An 18506-nucleotide genomic window follows, 5' to 3' on the forward strand; every position below is an offset into this window, starting at 1 on the left:
CAGGCTCGACATGCCCCGCGCATCGCGCCACGCCGTGCGCCCACTCAACGACAGATTCACGCACCGATAACGCAAGCGGGCTTACTTGAAGAAGCTCCAGCCCAGCACGACGACGACCAGCGGAATCGAGATCCAGCGCAGCACCCAACGCCAAGTGCGGAAGAAGCCACGCGATGTCCCCAGGCCTGCCAGCGCACGATTCTGCGGCATCACCCAGGCCGCGAAGATGGCGATCAGCAGTCCGCCGATCGGCAGGAAGAAGTCCGGCGGAATCGTCGTCACTGCATCGAAGACATTCATCTCGCCCAGCACGTGCACATCCTTGAGGCTCGAGAAGGACAGCACCGACAACAGCCCCATCGCCCACACCGAGACACCGACCACCAGTGCCGCGTGGCGACGCTTGAGCCCCCACCCCTCCAGCACCTCGACGATGGGCTCGGCGATGTTGATCGAGCTGGTCCAGGTCGCCAGCAGCAGCAGCAGGAAGAACAGCGCCAGCAGCACGCTGCCGCCCGGCAGATTGGCGAAGGCGATCGGCAGGCTGACGAACATCAGGCCGGGGCCGGAGGCCGGGTCCATGCCCTGGCTGAAGACCGCCGCGAAGATGGCGATACCCGCCAGCAGTGCCACGCCGATATCCAGTGCCGCCACGGCGATCGCAGCCGTCGGCAGACTCTGGCGCTCCGGCATGTAGGCGCCGTAGGCCATCAGGGCACAGGCGCCGACCGCCAGCGTGAAGAAGGCGTGTCCCATGGCATTGAGTATCACGTCCAGCGTGATGGCACTCGGGTTGGGCATGAACAGCCAGCTCAACGCCGGGCCGAAGCCGGGCGTGCTGATGCTGTAACCCGCCAGCGCCAGCAACAGCACGTAAAGCAGCGGCATCATCAGGTTGTTGAGGCGCTCGAGTCCGGAAGAGATGCCGGCGGCGACCACGCTCATCGTCATCAGCATGAAGACGGTGTGGTTGAAGGTCATCGTCACCGGGTCTTCCAGGAAGGCAGCAAAGGAAGCGCCGATCTCCGGTGGGCTCATGCCGCTGAAGTCACCCTTCAGCGAATCGACCAGATACTCGATCGACCAGCCCGATACCACCGAATAGAACGACAGGATGAAGAACATGGTGATGGCGCCGAACAGTCCCAGCCAGCGCCAGTGCGGGGTCCGACCGCCGCTGACGGCCAGATGGGCGAGAGCCTGCATCGGCCCGCGACGTCCGGCGCGCCCGATCATGATCTCGGCCATCATCACCGGCAGCCCCAGCAACAGCACGAAACCGATATACAGCAGCAGAAACGCGGAACCGCCGTTCTCGCCGGTCATGTAGGGGAAGCGCCAGATGTTGCCCAGCCCTACGGCGGCGCCGGTCACGGCCAGAATGAAGGCTCGGCGACTGCCCCAGCGTTCGGTGGTTTCGCTCATGTCTGCTCTCGTGGTCTCGGTACGGGGGAAGGATACGGGCCCCACTCAGGGGCCAAGGCCAGCAAGATAGCAGCCGTACCGGCCTCGGCCAATGCGACATGCGCGTGGCAGCGCCCGCCTATCGAGGCGATAGATTGAATAACACGCGCCGAGGCCTCACATTCTAGGTATCCCCGCGGCAGCGGTGACGCCGTTTTCACGGCGCTATTGATGCGCAAGTTCTTCTTTATCGCTCACCGCTGCCGCCCACCCGAATGACGCGAGGTACATGATGTCGATCAATCCCCTGCTGGAACGCAACACACTGCCCCCCTTCGACACCCTCAAGGCCGAGCACGTCGAGGATGCAATCAGCGAACTGCTGGAGCACAACCAGCAGGAGATCGAGCGCCTGATCGAGGCCACCCGCGACGACACGCGCTGGGACAACTTCGCCGCGCCGCTGGAAGCGTTGGGTGATCGCCTGAGCCAGGCCTGGTCGCCGGTCTCGCACCTCAACTCGACCATGAACTCGCCCAAGCTGCGCGAGGCCTACCAGGCCTGTCTCGCCAAGCTGTCGGCCTATTCCACCTGGGTGGGCCAGAACAGCGACCTGGCCGCGGCCTATCAGCGCCTCGCGGACAGCGATGAGTTCGCCACCCTCGATGAAGCCCAACAGAAGGCGATCACCAATAGCCTGCGCGACTTCCGTCTCGCCGGTGTCGATCTGCCGCAAGACAAGAAGCAGCGCTATGGCGAAATCCAGGCGCGCCTGTCCGAACTCTCCAATACCTTCTCCAACCATGTGCTGGACGCCACCCAGGCCTGGCACAAGGATGTCGGCGAAGAGGCGCTGGCAGGCGTGCCGGAAAGCGGCCTTGAAGCGCTCAAGGCCAATGCCGAAGCCAAGGGCCTGGAAGGCTATCGCATCACCCTGGACTTCCCGAGCTTCTTCCCGGTGCTCAGCTATGCCGACAACCGCGAGCTGCGTGAGGAGGTCTACACCGCCTTCGTCACCCGTGCCTCGGAGAAGGGCCCCAACGCCGGTGAGTTCGACAATGGCCCGGTGATCGAGGAGATTCTGGCACTGCGTCAGGAGCTGGCCGCGCTGATCGGCTTCGACGACTACGCCTCGCTGTCACTGGCGACCAAGATGGCTGACTCGCCGGCGCAGGTCATCGCCTTCCTGGATGACCTCGCCACCCGCGCCGTGCCGCAGGCGCGTGAAGAGTTCAACGAGCTGTCCGCCTACGCTGCCGAGAGCCTTGGCATCGAGAACCTGCAGCCGTGGGATGTCGGCTATGCCAGCGAGAAGCTGCGCGAGTCGCGCTACGCGATCAATCAGGAACAGCTACGCCCCTACTTCCCGGCGCCACAGGCCATCGACGGGCTGTTCGAAGTCGTCAATCGCCTCTACGGCATCACCTTCAAGCAGCGTGACGTGCCGGTATGGCACGAGGACGTCAGCTACTACGAGGTGATCGAGAATGACACCCCGATCGCCGGCTTCTATCTCGATCTCTACGCGCGCGAAGGCAAGCGAGGCGGTGCCTGGATGGATGAGTGCCGCGTCCGTCGTCGCCGCGAGGATGGCAGCCTGCAGTTGCCGGTCGCCTACCTGACCTGCAACTTCACCCGCCCGGTGGGCGATCGCCCGGCGCTGCTGACCCACGATGAAGTGGTCACGCTGTTCCATGAATTCGGTCATGGTCTGCATCACATGCTGACGCGTCAGGAAGTTGCCGAAGTCTCCGGCATCAATGGCGTGGCATGGGACGCCGTCGAACTGCCCAGCCAATTCATGGAGAACTTCTGCTACGAGCGTGAAGGACTGGATCTGATCGCACGTCACGTGGACACCGGCGAGCGCCTGCCCGATGACATGCTCGAGCGTCTGCAGGCAGCCCGCAACTTCCAGGCGGCGATGACCATGGTCCGCCAGCTGGAGTTCTCGCTGTTCGACTTCCGCCTGCATCACGAGCTCGACAAGCCCTCCGCCAGCGATGTGCAGGGTCTGCTCGACGAGGTGCGCAGCAAGGTCGCCGTGGTGCCGGCGGTCGAGTTCAACCGCTTCCAGAATGGCTTCAGCCATATCTTCGCCGGCGGATACGCCGCGGGTTACTACAGCTACAAGTGGGCCGAGGTGCTGTCGGCAGACGCCTTCAGTGCCTTCGAGGAAAGCGCGGTCTTCGATACCGCCACCGGCCAACGCTTCCGTGACGAGGTACTGGCACGCGGTGGCTCGCGTGACGCCGCCGAGCTGTTCCGCGCCTTCCGTGGCCGTGACCCGCAGGTCGATGCCCTGCTGCGCCACTCCGGCATCGGTGCCCAGGCGGCCTGATCTCGCCCCGTCTCGTGATGGCGCAAGCCTGACCACGAGCTGCTGGCCATGCGCCCCTGACCTTTATCGGTCGGGGGCGTATCATATGGCGCATCATCCGCCCGAGGCGGGATTGCCAGACCTACCCTGACCCTGACTGGAGGCACCATGTCTACCATCAAGCGCTTCATCGCCGGTGCCGTCTGCCCGCGCTGCGGAGCAATGGACCGCCTGCGCACCTGGGAGCAGAACGAGACCCGCTACCGTGACTGCGTGTCCTGCGACTTCTTCGAACAGCAGGCCATCGAGGAGCCGCCGACCCTCGCCGAGATTTCCACGCGCGTGAGCGACCCCCGCGAGACGCCGGCGAGCGATGAGGTTCAGCCGGTGCGCATTCTGGACCCGAGCAAGCTGCACTGACATCTGCTGTAGCGCTGCGATATGAAAAAGCCCCGCCGGTTGGCGGGGCTTTTTCATGTCATCTCGACTGGGTATTCCATCGATTGACCACAGGTCAGTCGACCACCGTTCAGTCAACCACACCGCAGGCGACGCGCGAGCCGCCACCGCCCAGTGATGGCGTATCGGTGTAGTTGTCACCCCCGGAATGGATCATCAGCGCATGGCCGCTGAGATCGCTTTCCTTGAGGCGCGGCGCCAGCACCGGCAGCGAGATCTTGCCATCGGCGTCGACGGTCAGTGCCGGAAGATCCCCCAGGTGGCCATCCCCGTAGGGGCCCTGGTGGGTGCCGGTCTCTTCTGGGTCAAAGTGGCTACCTGCCGCGGCCGCAGCGACGGTCTCGCCATCCTTCTCGGCCGGTTCGCAGCTGGCATTGGCATGCAGGTGGAAACCGTGGATGCCGCTCTCGAGCCCCTCGAGCTTCGGCGTCAGCAACAGACCATCATCGGTATCCTCGGCCATGACACTGCCGACGGACTCACCGACGCCATCACTGCTGACGCGATGCATTTCCACCTCGGTGGCGGCCTGGGCGACGCCGCCGAACAACCAGGCGCCGAGCGCCACCGTCGCGGCGGTCTTGAGGGGCTTTCTGGAAGAGGTCGTAAAGGATGCCGTGTGCTGTGTCTCGTGATTCATGAGCAATCTCTCCATCACTGAGGCCGGCGTCACTGCCGACGCCTTGAGTGGCTTGCGGGCCGCTGTCACCAGCAGCTACCCGTAAGACCTCAGGGCGAGCGACGTCACATTCAATGCCGCTCTTCCAATTCCTTGCCGCGCACGCGCGGCGCGCGTGACTCAACGAGAAGCGATGCCCAGATTTTCCAGCACCTTGAGACACGGCTCGGCCTGATTGAGGGTATAGAAGTGCAGGCCCGGCGCGCCGCCATCCAGCAGACGTTGACTCATGCGCGAGATCACCTCGGTGCCGAAGGCCTGGAGGCTATCGCTGTCATCGCCATAGCTCTCGAGCTGCCGGCGGAGCCAGCGCGGGATGTCCGCACCGCAGGAATCGGAGAAGCGCGCCAGCCTGGTGTAGTTGGTGATCGGCATGATCCCCGGGATGATCGGCTGCTCGATACCGAGGGCACGCGCACGCTCCACGAAATGGAAGTAGGCGTCGGCGGTGAAGAAGTACTGGGTAATGGCGATATCGGCACCGGCCTGCATCTTGCGCGCGAAATTCGCGAGATCGCTGTGGTAATTGTCGGCCTGCGGATGACACTCCGGGTAGGCCGCCACCGCGATCTCGAAGTGATCGCCGGTCTCCTCGCGCACGAACTCGACCAGCTCATTGGCGTAACGCAGCTCGCTGCGCGAGCCCATCCCGGAGGGCAGGTCCCCGCGCAACGCCACCATGCGCTTGACGCCCTGCTCACGATATTGCGCCAGGATCTCACGCAGCTCACCGCGGTCACTGCCGACACACGACAGATGCGGCGCGGTACAGATGCCGCTGGCGCTGACCGACTGTACGGTGTTGAAGGTGCGTTCACGCGTCGAGCCGCCCGCGCCATAGGTGACGGAGAAGAACTCCGGCTCCAGCGCCGCCAGCTGATCGCGTACCCCCTTGAGCTTTTCACGCCCGGCCTCGGTATTCGGCGGGAAGAATTCGAAGCTGATTCCTGACGGATGTTCGCTTGCACTCATGGGGCGGCCCTCGTGGTCGTCGTGTCCGGCATTGATGTCGTTATCGCCGCACACTTCGCGGTGTGCGTGCAGCAATACACGTCCGGCGCGTCACGCCACCGCCCTTGCACTGCATGACGAGCATTCTGACCGCCGCCGCCGACCCCGGCCAATGAAAGGTTTTCGCCACAACTTCAATGCCATTCATATAAGAAAGTGCGTGTTTATAACCATTGCTGACAGCGTCGTCCTGCCCCTCAGTCCTGCCCCTCACCAGCCGCGCAACCACGCGAGCCAAAGCCTGATGCGAGACCCAAAGCCTGATGAAGGAAAGGCGCAATGAGTGACATTCATGGGATGACGCTGATAGGGGCCACACGGCATGATGAGCCAAAAGGACAATGACGCTTCACAAGGAACCGTGATGGACCACATCGATCTGCAGCAACCGCTCTGGATGCTGATCACCTTCGTCGCCCTCGGTGCCCTCTGTGCACGCCGCCTCGCGATCGACCCGCGCCCCATCGCCACCTTGCTGATCTATGTGATCGCGCCGCTGACCTTCTTCCGCGGGCTGGTGCTCGGCGCGCCATCGCCGAGTGATCTGGGCCTGACGCTGGGGCTGTTCTCGCTGGCCAGCAGCATCTGTCTGCTGGTGCGCCCGCTGGCCGCGAAGTTCTTCCCGCCGCAGGAAGCCGCCCTGCTCGCCTTCTCCTCCGGTACCGGCAATACCGGCTACTTCGGCCTGCCGGTCGCGATGCTGTTGCTGCCGCCGGAAGGTGTGACCCAGTACCTGTTCTGCCTGCTCGGCATCACGCTGTATGAGTTCACCCTGGGCTTCTACGTGAGTGCGCGCGGGCAGTTCTCGATGCGCCAGAGTCTGGTGAAGATCGTGCGTCTGCCGCTGATCTATGCCTTTCTGGCCGCCCTGCTGGTGGGGACGCTGGGGCTCGAGGTGCCAGGGGCGGTGATGGAGGGACTCGACTACTTCAAGTACAGCTATACGGTATTGGGCATGATGATCATCGGCATGACGCTGGGCGGTGTCAGCCTGCGCGAGGTCGACGCGCGCTTCATCCTGGCCGCGACCGCCCTGCGTTTCGTGATGTGGCCGCTGCTGAGTCTTGGCAGCGTGATGCTGCTGGGCAGCCTGTTCGCCCTCGACCCGGTGCTGGCCCGGGTATTGCTGCTGCTGGGCGTGGTGCCGATGGCTGCCAATGTGGTGGTACTGGCCATCGAGTTGAATATCCAGCCGGCCAAGGGCGCGATCGCCGTGATGCTGACCACGCTGGCGGCGCCGCTGATCATCCCGCTATACCTGTCATGGATGCTGGCGATCAGCGGCCTGGGATGAGGCTCAGGCGCCGACCATCCCGGGCGTGACGGCGTCAGGCGACGCGGCCGGCGCCTGACGCGGCATCAGATGGCGCGGCGCCGTCTCGATGATCTGCCCCTGCCAGTCGATCAGGTGCAGCGCGCCTTCGGCATCTTCCGCCAGCGCGGTGCAGTGCTCGACCCAGTCACCGTCGTTGCAGTAGAGCACGCCTTCCTCGACCCTAAAGCCCGCCTGGTGGATGTGTCCTCCGACATAGCCGTCCAGGCCTTCAAGACGCGCTTGGCGCATGGCGGCTTCCTCGAACTGGGCCACATAGCGCTGGGCGGTGCCGCTACGCCGCTTGAGCGCGCTGGCCAGCGACCAGTACGGCAGCCCGAACATGCCACGCGCGCGATTGCACCAGCGATTGAGCGACAGGATGAAGCCGTGCATGCCATCGCCCAGCTTGAGCAGCCACGGTGCGATGCGCACATGGGTGTCGAATTCATCGCCGTGGGAGACCAGCAGGCGACGACCACTGCTGGTGGTATGGATCGCACGCCGCTCGATGCTCACGTTGTGCAGCTTCAGACCACACAGGCGACGGAAGGCGGCATCATGATTGCCGGGAATGTAGATGACCTCGCAGCCGCTGCGCGCCAGACGCAGCACCCGCGCCACCAGCGCCTGCTGGTCCTTGTCGAGCACTGCACGCTTGCGCATCGCCAGCAGGTCGACGATATCGCCGACCAGATACAGGCGTTCGGGACGCACGCGGCGCAGCAGCCTTGCAAGCAGCGCCGCCTGGCAGTCCGGGGTTCCCAGATGCACATCGGAGATGAACAGCGTGCGAACCTGACCGAGAGCGTCGGGAGCAGGCGGCATTTCAGCACGGGGAGCCGATTGCAAAGCGGTCATGTCAGTCACCTCCGGGTTGCCAGGCAAAATCGACAGGCGAGGCCCAGATGGCCCCTGTCGTTGCCCAGCAAGACTGAGGGGAGGCGATGACATACCCGTAACAGCGACATGAAAAAGCGATGACAGCCTTTGCCATCAATCACTTGCCGCATGGCAGAAGGAAAGATCGCGGGCTTTCTCACGCCTGAGGATCGTTGGCCCCCGCCATGGCTCGCCGCCGAGCGCGCTTCTGACGATACATGCGGTCATCCGCGATATGGATCAGATCATCGACATCCACATCGCCCTGCAATACCGGGTCGTGGGTGACGCGGCCGATGCTGACCTCGACCGGGAAGGATATTTGCTGCTGCAGGCGTTGTTCCTGAAGATGGCGCATCAGCTGGGTCGTCGCCTGCTGGCTGGCCATATCACAGGCACCGGGCATCACGACCAGAAATTCATCGCCGCCCAGGCGGCATGCCAGCCCGTCTTCACCGGCCGCCAGGCCGACACTCCGGGCCACCAGCTGAATCAGGCGATCACCCTCGGCGTGCCCGAAACTGTCGTTGACGTGCTTCAGGCGGTCGACATCCACGAACAGGATCGACATGCATTGCCGGGTGCTCGTGCTCTCGGCCAGCATCCGCTCGAGAAAATCGAAGCCGAAACGGCGATTGGGCAGCCCCGTCAGCAGATCGTGATTGGCACGGTATTCCAGCTCATGCTGCTGCGTGAGCAGCTGCTGATTCATGTGGCTGAGCTCGGCGTTGCGCACCTCCAGTGCCCGGCGCAGCTTGACGGTACGCAGGAAGGTGGAGCTGCGGGCGTGCGCCAGCGCCGGCGCCATGATCATCGTCGCGATCATGTAGGCACCTCCCGCGCCGGCAAGGTCCTTGAGCGAGAGCGGGCTCAGCCATAGAAAGAGCGGCAGATAGCCCAGTATCAACGGCAGACTGCTGACCAGCTGGTACCGCCAGCCCCACACCAGCCACGCCGGCATGGCGATCAGCATGGAGGTCGAGAAGCTCAGGTTCCACAGCGATAGCGTGATGGCATCCTGGATCATCGTCGCGCCGAAGCAGAAATACAGATTGGCGCAGACGGCGCCGAGCAATGCGATATCGTCGGGCCGACGTGGCTGGCGACGCAGTAGCGTCACACACAGCACACAGACACCGAGAAGCAGGAAGCGCCCGAGCCACAGGGTCGGCCAGGCGTCAGGGACCTGGAAGTAATCGAACAGCAGAAAGCACGCCAGACCCGCCATCGCGAACAGCACGAAGGTATGATTGAGTCGCGCCCGATAATGGCGAGACTCCTCATCCTCCATCTCACTGCATGGCATGAGGTGATCATGGAACGACACGGCACGTCCTCTCGGAAAGCTGGGGCATGGCCTCATGCTACACCTGCCGCCAGCCTCCCCCTATCCCGACGGCTCGCGTCCCGCCAACGCTACTGCCACGTGTCCTGGCGGCGAGATGCACTCAGGGCCCGATACCGGGAAGGTACGGGCCCTGAGCGTCTCGACGTGACTCGCGCCTTTCGCCTGCGGTCAGACGACCTTGCCGCGTGAACCAGCAGGCACATAGATGCGCGCGGAAGCGGCATCTCCCAGCCAATATCCCGAGAAGATGCCATACAGCCCTGCCGCCATCAGGCCGCCGATGAATAGCGTGAAGTGGGTGATGTCACCCAGCGGCAGGAAGCTGATGACCAGCGTCACCGCCGAGGAGGCCAGCAGCGCCTTGACCGCCGCGACATTGACGCCCTTCTCGAAGAAATATTCGCCCTGCGCGCTGTCGGTGAACAACGCTCGGGTGTTGATGCCGCCCTTGTTGACCAGATAGTGATCGAACAGGATCACGCCATACACCGGGCCGATGGCCGCGGCGAGAATGCCCACGGTGTACTGGATGATTTCCGGATTGTTGAACAGATTCCACGGCGTGATGAAGATGGAGCCGACGGCGGCCAGCATGCCGCCCATGCGCCAGCTGATGCGGGACGGGGCCACATTGGAGAAGTCGAACGCCGGTGACACGAAGTTGGCCACGATGTTGATACCGATGGTCGCCAGCACCAGGGTCAGGATACCCAGCGCTGCCGCGACGCCATTGTCGATGCGGGCGACGGTCTCCATCGGGTCATGCAGCATCTCGCCGAAGATGGGCTGGGTGCCGGACACCACCACCACGGTGATGACGGCAAACAGCAGGAAGTTGACCGGCAGGCCCCAGAAATTGCCGCGCTTTACATCACCGGGAGTAGCGCAGTAGCGCGAGAAGTCTCCGAAGTTGAGCGTCGGCCCGGCGAAGTAGCCCGCCACCAGAGCCGCGGCGATCACCATCTGCCACAGGGCGTCGCTGCCCGAGAGCGTCTTGCTGCCCAGGGTGAAGCTGATGTTGTCCCAGCCGGCCTGCCAGACGATCCAGCCCGCCAGCGCGAACATCACCACATAGACCGCTGGCCCGGCGAAATCGATGAAGCGGCGCACCGCATTCATGCCCCACCAGAACACCAGTGCCTGCAGCACCCACATGAACAGGAAGCAGTACCAGCCCAGCTGCGAGAGCCCGAACAACTGGGTCTCGGTCAACCCTTCCAGTGACGGCACGTAGCGCAGCAGCACCAGCATCAGGGCATGCGCCGCCAGATACGTCTGGATGCCGTACCACACCACCGCGATCAGCCCGCGGATGATCGCCGGGATATTGGCGCCATAGATGCCGAAGGACTGACGGCATACTACCGGGAAGGGCACCCCCGTCTGCTGGCTGGGCCGCGAGATCAGATTGGCGAACACCTGCACCACCAGAATGCCGACCAGCATCGAGACAAGAATCTGCCAGCTGGCCAGCCCCAGAGTGAACAGGCTGGCGGCGAAGACGTAGCCACCGACACTGTGCACATCGGACATCCAGAACGAGAAGATGTTGTACCAGTTCCAGTTCTGCTCGCAGGGGGCGAGGTCCTCGTTGATGAGCCGCTTGCTCGCGTTGCTCAGATCAGGGGGAGTCTGGGGTGTCATTGTTGTCTCCAGAGGGGCTTGTGGGCCATCGGCCAGTCACGAGGCGTCATGCCTCGCCATGCCCTCCCCTTATCAACAAGCGTGCCAGTGAAACACTTGTTGCGGATTTTCAATCTTCCAGCGTTTTCTTCAAGGCCCTCTCCGCATGACGTCCCTGCCAGCAACGTCATGTGCGTGGCGACTCCTGAGACATCGGGCACCATCAACTTCCGCTGTATTAGCCATATGCACCACAGAAGTGCACTGACGATGAAACCAACGTTGCGGCAGTGGGTATCACTGGACTGGCACGGATGCTGCTCGCGTATTGTCCACTCTGCTCGAACGTCTCACCCAACCCTGCCAGCCGAGCCCATCACAGGAGACACGCGCCATGTTGCGCCTCAAGGTCATCAATCCCAACACCAGCCAGACGATGAGCCAGCAGATGGCGCACTCGCTGCAACGACAGCTCGCGGATGACGTCCGGCTCGAGGTACTGACCGCCGAGCATGGCGCTCCCAGCATCGAGACGGCCGTCGAGGAAGCCATGGCGGTGGTCGCGCTGCTGAATCTGATCGCCCGTGATCGTGAGGGCCTGCTGGACACGCCCCCCGCCGATGGCTATCTGCTGGCCTGCTTCGGTGACCCCGGCCTGGAGGCTGCACGTGAGTTGAGCCCCGTCCCGGTGATCGGCATCGCCCAGGCCGCCATGCACATGGCCACGCTGGCGGCTCCCTCCTTTGCCATCGTCACCAGCATGACCAGCACGCTGCCGATGTCCGAGCAGCTGCTGGAGCGCTATGCGATGCGTCCGCTGTGCAAGGCCCTGCTGGCCTGTGACGTCCCGGTACTGGCGCTTTCAGAGGCGCGCACTCCCCCGCAGGCGCTGCTTGAGAGCTGTGAGCAGGCCAAGGCCAGCGGTGCCGGCAGCATCGTGCTGGGCTGCGCCGCGATGGGCCCGCTGCGCGACGCCATCGCTCGGGATATCGGTCTGCCGGTGGTCGACCCGCTGCTTGCGGGACGGGACCTGCTGCTGACATTGATGCGCCAGCCCGCCGTCACCCGCGCGGCACCGGGCGGCGAGGCCAAGCCGCTCAGCGGCGTCTTTGCCCGGGGGCTGGCCGCCCTTTGACCTGCCATTGCGATGCCCTTGGCTTGCCTCTCGCGACAGCAACGAAAACGCCCCCTCACCGCTGTCAGTGAGGGGGCGTTTCTCTTGGCAGGCCCTGACTCAATGCTGGTCGTTCGACTCCTGCGAATGACGGCGATCACCGACCACTGCCGTCACCAGCTTGCCGATGCTCAACCCCTGCACGAGGATCGAGAACAGCACGATGATGTAGGTGGTGACCACCAGCGGCTCGCGGAAGTCACCCTCGGGAATCGCCAGCGCCAGCGCCACCGAGATGCCGCCGCGCAGGCCACCCCAGGTGAGCACGCGTGTGGTACCGGCACGGAAGGTATACCAGCGCCGCAAGAGGCTCAGCGGCAGGCCGATCAGCGCCAGACGCGAGAGCAGGATGACCGCCACCAGCGCCAGGGCGATGCCGATCGAGGTCAGGGTGATCGGCATCAGCACCAGCTCGAGACCGATCAGCACGAACAACACCGCGTTGAGAATCTCGTCGACCAGTTCCCAGAAGCCGTCCAGATAGCGGCGGGTGTTGTCGGACATGGCGCCATCACGCGCCATGTTGCCGATGATCAGCCCCGCCACCACCATCGCGATGGGCCCCGAGACGTGCAGCGCCGAGGCCAGCGCGTAGCCGCCCAGCACCAGCGCCAAGCTCAGCATCACCTCGACCTGATACTGGTCGATACTGCGCATCAGCTGATAGACCAGCGCCCCCAGTGCCAGCCCGAGCAGAATGCCGCCGCCGGCTTCCTCGAGGAACAGGAGCCCCATGTGGCCGAGCTCGACCTCACCGCTGCCGGCCGAGGCCGCGCTCAGCAGCGCGGTGAACAGCACCACCGCCACGCCATCATTGAACAGAGACTCGCCGACGATGCGGATCTCCATGTCGGCAGGCGCGCCGGCGCTGCGCATGATGCCGAGCACGGCGATCGGGTCGGTGGGCGAGATCAGCGCACCGAACACCAGGCAATACAGATAGGGCACCTCGATGCCGGCCCACTGGAACAGCCACCAGGCGGCGGAGCCGATCACCAGCGTCGAGATCAGCACGCCCAGCGTGGCCAGCAGGCCGATGGAGCGCCGATAGGCCTTCAGACGCGAGAGATCCACGTGCAGCGCGCCGGCGAACAGCAGGAAGGACAGCATGCCGTCCATCAGCAGGCTGTTGAAGTTGATGCGCCCCAGCCAGTCTTCCGCGGTATCGGCCACGACGGTGGTCACCGCGAAGTGATCGAGCCCGATCACGCCCAGCGACAGCACCAGGCCGATGGCCATCACGCCGATGGTCGGCGGCAGACGCAGGACGCGATGATTGAACCACATGCACACGGCAGTGATGGTGATGAACAGTGCAGCGAGATTGAGCATCCGAAAACGGTCCTTTGCAGTGGCGCCGATACCCCTGATGGCATGACGTCCTTGTCATTCTTTCCGGTTCTTCTGTGTCGTGAGCGGCCGCGTGGCTGTCTGAACTGAGCGTGACTGTCCAGAGCGGCTCATGGCTACCAGAGCGGAGCGCGGCTACCAGAGATCGCCGTGGCGTTCACGGTGGCAGAGATAGAGACGCAGCTCGAACTCACGTTGATGATACTCCGGCTGCATGTGACAGCAGAGCCGGTAGAACGCCTTGTCGTGGGCCTTCTCGCGCAGATGCGCCAGCTCATGGACCACGATCATGTTGAGCAGTGGCTCCGGCAGGCGCCGGAACAGCGATGAGATGCGAATCTCATGCTTGGCCTTGAGCTTGTTGCCCTGCACCCGCGACACGAAAGTGTGCAGCCCCAGGGCGTTATCGATGACGTGAATCCGGTCGTCGTAGATCACCTTGCTGATCGGCGCCGAGCTACGCAGATACCGATTCTTCAGGGCCATGGTGTAGTCATGCAGCGCCCGCGCGCCCTGCAGCTGATGAGGCTCGGGATACTTGCCGAGAAAGAAGGCTGCCGTCTTGCCGGATTCCAGCAGCTCACTCGCCTGCTGTTGAATCTCGGAGCCGTAGCCCTTGAGATAGCGTAGATCAGCCACTGGGCCTCTCTCCTGTTGCTGTCCGGCAAAGGGTCAGGCCTAGGTGTCAGTCGGGCTCGCACTGCTCACGCTTCACCAGAGACAAGAAAACCCGCCGAGGCGGGTTTTCTTGTCATGACACCGGGCGGCGAGGGGCGAGACATCCGCCACCTGCCAGGCCTGTCGAACTGGCGGATTTACAGGCCAGCGGCAGCCTTGAGGCCAGCGGCACGATCGGTCTTTTCCCACGGGAAGGCGGTGAAGGTTTCAGTCTTCTGCTCGCCGGTCACGTCGGTCCAGCTGTAGCTGTGCTCGAACGGCTCACGACCGAAGTGGCCGTAGGCAGCGGTCAGCTGATACATCGGGTGCGCCAGGTCCAGCATGGTGGTGATGGCGTACGGACGCAGGTCGAAGTGCTCGCGCACCAGCTCGACGATCTTGGCATCGCTGATCTTGCCGGTGCCGAAGGTGTTGATCGAGACGGAGGTCGGCTCGGCGACACCGATGGCGTAGGAGACCTGGATCTCGCACTTGTCGGCCAGGCCGCTGGCGACGACGTTCTTGGCCACGTAGCGACCGGCATAGGCGGCGCTGCGGTCGACCTTGGACGGGTCCTTGCCGGAGAAGGCACCACCACCGTGACGGGCCATGCCGCCGTAGGTGTCGACGATGATCTTGCGACCCGTCAGACCACAGTCACCCACCGGGCCACCGATGACGAAGTTGCCGGTCGGGTTGATGTGGTATTCGGTGGTCTCGGACAGCCACTCGGCCGGCAGCACCTGCTCGATGATCTCGCGCTTGACCATCGCGCGCAGGTCTTCCTGGGACACTTCCGGGTCATGCTGGGTGGACAGCACGACGGCTTCGACGGCGACCGGCTTGCCGGCTTCGTCGTAGCGGAAGGTGACCTGGCTCTTCGCATCCGGACGCAGCCACGGCAGCATGCCGTTCTTGCGCAGTTCCGCCTGACGCTCCACCAGACGGTGAGCGTAGTGGATCGGCGCCGGCATGAAGGAATCGGTCTCGTTGGTGGCGTAGCCGAACATCAGGCCCTGGTCGCCCGCACCCTGATCTTCCGGCTTGGTGCGATCGACGCCCTGGGCGATATCGACGCTCTGCTTGCCGATCAGGTTCAGGACACCACAGGTCTCGCCGTCGAAGCCGACGTCGGAAGAGGTATAGCCGATATCGGTGATGACACGACGTACCAGCTCCTCGAGATCCACCCACGCGCTGGTGGAGATCTCACCGGCCACGATGGCAACGCCTGTCTTGACGAGCGTTTCGCACGCAACGCGTGCCTGCTTGTCGCGCGCGATGATGGCATCGAGCACGGCGTCGGAAATCTGGTCGGCAATCTTGTCCGGATGCCCTTCGGACACGGACTCGGATGTGAAGAGTGAGTATTCGCTCATTGGTCCTCGACCCTCTTTTCGGATGCGGGGATGATTCGGCCACTGACGGCAGACTGCGTTGACGACCGAGTAGAAACACGCTTGCGGCGCACGATGAAGCTCAACACGGGCGGTTGAACCTCGGGGGGGCGAGTTTACACGCCACTTATGTGAGTTCCTAGCGTATTGGGGCCCGTGGGGCCGTCCAATCGAGACCTTTTTGCGACAAGCGCTGCACACAGGGTAATAAGCCGTTGCCACCTTTGGACGAGCGCACATCCCGGATGCGATTTGCCGCGCCCTGTCATCTCGGTGACAATACCCGCCCGGAGATCACGCTCGGACGCGAGTCCGCGCGTACAAGGTTCACGCGACGCACTGTCCTTTCCGGCGCACTGTTTCAGGCGCACAGTCCTGAAGGAGACCCAGGCAGCAGCATGCCCTGGTTCTCGGGATGCACTGGGCGTCCGGCGCAGCACGCCGTGATTCATTGCCCCACTCTTGACGCCCGCAGGCGAGGAGCTACTGCATGCCTTCCCGTTTTGACCTGGCCAACGCCATCCGTGCACTTTCCATGGACGCCGTTCAGAAGGCCAAGTCCGGCCACCCCGGCGCCCCCATGGGCATGGCCGACATCGCTGAAGTGCTCTGGAACGACCACCTCAAGCACAACCCGGCCAACCCGAACTGGGCCGATCGCGACCGCTTCGTGCTGTCCAACGGCCACGGCTCCATGCTGCTCTACTCCCTGCTGCACCTCACGGGCTATCAGCTGAGCCTTGAAGATCTGCAGAACTTCCGCCAGCTGCATTCCAAGACCGCCGGTCACCCGGAATACGGTTATGCGCCGGGCATCGAGACCACCACCGGCCCGCTGGGCCAGGGTCTGGCCAATGCCGTGGGCATGGCGATCGCCGAGAAGACACTGGCGGCGCAGTTCAACCGTCCGGGTCACACCGTCGTCGACCACACCACCTGGTGCTTCCTGGGCGATGGCTGCCTGATGGAAGGCATCTCCCACGAGGTCGGCTCGCTGGCCGGTACCCTGGGTCTGGGCAAGCTGATCGCCCTGTATGACGACAACGGCATCTCCATCGATGGCGAAGTCGAGGGCTGGTTCACCGATGACACCGCCAAGCGTTTCGAGTCCTACGGCTGGCACGTCGTCTCCAACGTCGACGGCCACAAGCCGGAAGAGATCAACGCCGCCATCGCGCTGGCCAAGAGCCACGACGACAAGCCGAGCCTGATCATCTGCAAGACCGTGATCGGCTTCGGCTCCCCGAACAAGGAAGGCACCGAGTCCTGCCACGGCGCGCCGCTGGGTGATGACGAAGTCGCTGCCACCCGCGAGAAGCTGGGCTGGACCCACGCACCCTTCCACGTTCCGGAAGACATCTATCAGGGCTGGGACGCCAGCGAGCGCGGCGCCAAGCTCGAGAGCGACTGGGATGCACGCTTCGCCCGTTACGCCGAAGCACACCCGGAACTGGCCGCCGAGTTCACCCGTCGCCTGGAAGGCAAGCTGCCGCACGCCCTGACCAGCGAGAAGATGATCGAGGATGCCCAGGCCGCCGGCGACAGTCCGGCCTCGCGCAAGGCGTCCTTCGAGTGTCTGAACCAGCTCGGCCCGCAGCTGCCGGAACTGCTCGGCGGCAGCGCCGACCTCGCCCCGTCCAACCTGACCTTCTGGAAGGGCGCCCAGGCGATCACCCGCGAAGACTTCAGCGGCAACTACCTGCACTACGGTGTGCGTGAGTTCGGCATGGGCGCGATCATGAACGGCGCCGGTCTGCACGGCGGCTTCATCCCGTACGGCGCGACCTTCCTGATCTTCATGGAATACATGCGCAACGCCGTTCGCATGGCCGCCCTGATGGGTCAGCAGGCCGTCTACGTCTTCACCCACGACTCCATCGGTCTGGGCGAAGATGGCCCGACGCACCAGCCGATCGAACAGCTGACCAGCCTGCGCACCACGCCGAACCTGTCCACCTGGCGTCCGGCGGATGCCGTGGAAACCGCGGCGGCGTGGGATGCGGCCATCAAGCGTCACTCCGGCCCGACCGCGCTGATCCTGTCGCGTCAGAACCTGCCGCATCAGAACCGTGACAAGGCCCAGCTGGCCAATATCAGCCGTGGCGGTTACGTGCTGAAGGACGCCGCCAACGGCCAGCCGGAAGTGATCCTGATCGCCACCGGCTCCGAAGTCGGTCTGGCGATGGACGCTGCTGCCGAGCTGGAAGCCGCCGGTCGCGCCGTGCGTGTCGTGTCCATGCCGGCCACCGACCTGTTCGATGCCCAGGACGCGGACTACCGCGAATCCGTGCTGCCGTCTTCCGTCACCGCGCGCGTGGCGATCGAAGCCGGTCACCGTGACTACTGGTTCAAGTATGTCGGCCTGAACGGCGACATCATCGGCATGGAGACCTTCGGGGAATCCGCGCCGGCTGGCGACCTGTTCAAGCACTTCGGCTTCACGGTCGAGAACGTGGTCGAACGCGCCAACACGCTGCTGGGCTGATCACCGCCTGACCCACCCCGTCGATGACGGAGTGGGATGCAGATCGACGCCGCCGCCTCCCGCTGGGAGCGGCGGCGTTTTCGTCTGTGCGACACTCGAGCAGCCCTCCACCGTCACCGGCTGTCGCCTGTAGTCGACGCGGCTCATGCGAGTCGCGCTTAGATGACACGATTCATCCTGCATGAGCGGTCATTCTCCGGCGATCCAGCCCTCGACAGACAACGCGGATGGCGACTACACAACCCCTCCAGTTGAGTAGTGTGACTACGTATCCTTAGACGAAAAAAACCAGAAATCAGGCGCTTGCGCGCCTTTTGCTCCCTCCGCCCAGCAAAGCGATGCGCTACCATGGACCCCCTGAAAAACACTCGGAACACGACATCCTTGAACCACCAGCCGCCTCTG

Annotated in this window: 14 protein-coding genes; 5 read left to right on the forward strand and 9 right to left on the reverse strand. The window is 63.9% G+C overall.

The window, feature by feature from the left end:
* Nucleotides 1-81: 81 nt before the first annotated feature.
* A complete protein-coding gene (locus tag F8A90_RS16910; protein ID WP_200018091.1) occupies nt 82-1425 on the reverse strand; it encodes a sodium-dependent transporter in 1344 nt (447 codons plus the stop codon).
* A gap of 271 nt (nt 1426-1696) precedes the next feature.
* Between F8A90_RS16910 and prlC the strand changes: the two genes are divergently transcribed.
* Both prlC and F8A90_RS16920 read left to right on the forward strand, forming a co-directional pair.
* Entirely contained in the window at nt 1697-3745 is a 2049-nt protein-coding gene (prlC, locus tag F8A90_RS16915) for an oligopeptidase A (protein WP_200018092.1), read from the forward strand.
* A 147-nt stretch (nt 3746-3892) separates the two neighbouring features.
* On the forward strand, nt 3893-4144 hold the full coding sequence (locus F8A90_RS16920) for a YheV family putative zinc ribbon protein (protein ID WP_200018093.1): 252 nt from the start codon (nt 3893-3895) through the stop codon (nt 4142-4144).
* Nucleotides 4145-4253: 109 nt separating this feature from the next.
* On the opposite strand, the gene sodC is transcribed toward F8A90_RS16920, so the two are convergent.
* Nucleotides 4254-4823 (reverse strand): superoxide dismutase family protein, encoded by a 570-nt coding sequence (gene sodC, locus F8A90_RS16925; protein WP_200018094.1) that lies wholly within the window; start codon nt 4821-4823, stop codon nt 4254-4256.
* A gap of 159 nt (nt 4824-4982) precedes the next feature.
* Nucleotides 4983-5834 (reverse strand): methylenetetrahydrofolate reductase [NAD(P)H], encoded by an 852-nt coding sequence (gene metF, locus F8A90_RS16930; protein ID WP_200018095.1) that lies wholly within the window; start codon nt 5832-5834, stop codon nt 4983-4985.
* A 403-nt stretch (nt 5835-6237) separates the two neighbouring features.
* Here metF and F8A90_RS16935 point away from each other — a divergent pair, with 403 nt between their 5' ends.
* On the forward strand, nt 6238-7167 hold the full coding sequence (locus F8A90_RS16935) for an AEC family transporter (RefSeq protein WP_200018096.1): 930 nt from the start codon (nt 6238-6240) through the stop codon (nt 7165-7167).
* Nucleotides 7168-7170: 3 nt separating this feature from the next.
* Here the strand turns inward: F8A90_RS16935 and F8A90_RS16940 are convergent, their stop codons facing one another.
* From F8A90_RS16940 to F8A90_RS16950, 3 genes are all read right to left on the reverse strand, one after another.
* On the reverse strand, nt 7171-8046 hold the full coding sequence (locus F8A90_RS16940) for a UDP-2,3-diacylglucosamine diphosphatase (protein WP_233593371.1): 876 nt from the start codon (nt 8044-8046) through the stop codon (nt 7171-7173).
* Nucleotides 8047-8224: 178 nt separating this feature from the next.
* Nucleotides 8225-9373, reverse strand: a complete 1149-nt coding sequence (locus tag F8A90_RS16945; RefSeq protein WP_200018100.1) for a GGDEF domain-containing protein — start codon at nt 9371-9373, stop codon at nt 8225-8227.
* A gap of 210 nt (nt 9374-9583) precedes the next feature.
* Complete coding sequence (locus F8A90_RS16950) at nt 9584-11059, reverse strand: NCS1 family nucleobase:cation symporter-1 (protein WP_200018105.1); 1476 nt, start codon at nt 11057-11059, stop codon at nt 9584-9586.
* A gap of 373 nt (nt 11060-11432) precedes the next feature.
* On the opposite strand from F8A90_RS16950, the gene F8A90_RS16955 reads away from it, so the two are divergent.
* On the forward strand, nt 11433-12173 hold the full coding sequence (locus F8A90_RS16955; RefSeq protein ID WP_192838984.1) for an aspartate/glutamate racemase family protein: 741 nt from the start codon (nt 11433-11435) through the stop codon (nt 12171-12173).
* A gap of 99 nt (nt 12174-12272) precedes the next feature.
* Here the strand turns inward: F8A90_RS16955 and F8A90_RS16960 are convergent, their stop codons facing one another.
* The 3 genes from F8A90_RS16960 to metK all read right to left on the reverse strand — a co-directional run bounded on the left by F8A90_RS16960 (nt 12273) and on the right by metK (nt 15598).
* Nucleotides 12273-13544, reverse strand: coding sequence for a cation:proton antiporter (locus F8A90_RS16960; protein WP_200018107.1), 1272 nt, complete (start codon nt 13542-13544; stop codon nt 12273-12275).
* Between the two features lie 153 nt (nt 13545-13697).
* Nucleotides 13698-14201: a M48 metallopeptidase family protein gene (locus tag F8A90_RS16965; protein ID WP_200018114.1), complete on the reverse strand. Its 504-nt coding sequence runs from the start codon at nt 14199-14201 to the stop codon at nt 13698-13700.
* 176 nt (nt 14202-14377) lie between these two features.
* Complete coding sequence (gene metK, locus F8A90_RS16970) at nt 14378-15598, reverse strand: methionine adenosyltransferase (RefSeq protein WP_200018115.1); 1221 nt, start codon at nt 15596-15598, stop codon at nt 14378-14380.
* Between the two features lie 508 nt (nt 15599-16106).
* Between metK and tkt the strand changes: the two genes are divergently transcribed.
* Complete coding sequence (gene tkt / locus F8A90_RS16975) at nt 16107-18101, forward strand: transketolase (RefSeq protein ID WP_200018116.1); 1995 nt, start codon at nt 16107-16109, stop codon at nt 18099-18101.
* The last annotated feature ends 405 nt before the right edge of the window (nt 18102-18506 follow it).

The sequence above is a fragment of the Cobetia sp. cqz5-12 genome, assembly GCF_016495405.1.
Lineage (GTDB): Bacteria > Pseudomonadota > Gammaproteobacteria > Pseudomonadales > Halomonadaceae > Cobetia.

Excerpts from the sequence above, each read along its gene's own strand:
- F8A90_RS16910 (WP_200018091.1), bottom strand. The coding sequence starts at position 1,425 with ATGAGCGAAACCACCGAACGCTGGGGCAGTCGCCGAGCCTTCATTCTG.
- F8A90_RS16920 (WP_200018093.1), top strand. The coding sequence starts at position 3,893 with ATGTCTACCATCAAGCGCTTCATCGCCGGTGCCGTCTGCCCGCGCTGC.
- prlC (WP_200018092.1), top strand. The coding sequence starts at position 1,697 with ATGTCGATCAATCCCCTGCTGGAACGCAACACACTGCCCCCCTTCGAC.
- F8A90_RS16945 (WP_200018100.1), bottom strand. The coding sequence starts at position 9,373 with ATGCCATGCAGTGAGATGGAGGATGAGGAGTCTCGCCATTATCGGGCG.
- F8A90_RS16940 (WP_233593371.1), bottom strand. The coding sequence starts at position 8,046 with ATGACCGCTTTGCAATCGGCTCCCCGTGCTGAAATGCCGCCTGCTCCC.
- F8A90_RS16935 (WP_200018096.1), top strand. The coding sequence starts at position 6,238 with ATGGACCACATCGATCTGCAGCAACCGCTCTGGATGCTGATCACCTTC.
- sodC (WP_200018094.1), bottom strand. The coding sequence starts at position 4,823 with ATGAATCACGAGACACAGCACACGGCATCCTTTACGACCTCTTCCAGA.
- F8A90_RS16950 (WP_200018105.1), bottom strand. The coding sequence starts at position 11,059 with ATGACACCCCAGACTCCCCCTGATCTGAGCAACGCGAGCAAGCGGCTC.
- F8A90_RS16955 (WP_192838984.1), top strand. The coding sequence starts at position 11,433 with ATGTTGCGCCTCAAGGTCATCAATCCCAACACCAGCCAGACGATGAGC.
- tkt (WP_200018116.1), top strand. The coding sequence starts at position 16,107 with ATGCCTTCCCGTTTTGACCTGGCCAACGCCATCCGTGCACTTTCCATG.
- F8A90_RS16960 (WP_200018107.1), bottom strand. The coding sequence starts at position 13,544 with ATGCTCAATCTCGCTGCACTGTTCATCACCATCACTGCCGTGTGCATG.
- metK (WP_200018115.1), bottom strand. The coding sequence starts at position 15,598 with ATGAGCGAATACTCACTCTTCACATCCGAGTCCGTGTCCGAAGGGCAT.
- metF (WP_200018095.1), bottom strand. The coding sequence starts at position 5,834 with ATGAGTGCAAGCGAACATCCGTCAGGAATCAGCTTCGAATTCTTCCCG.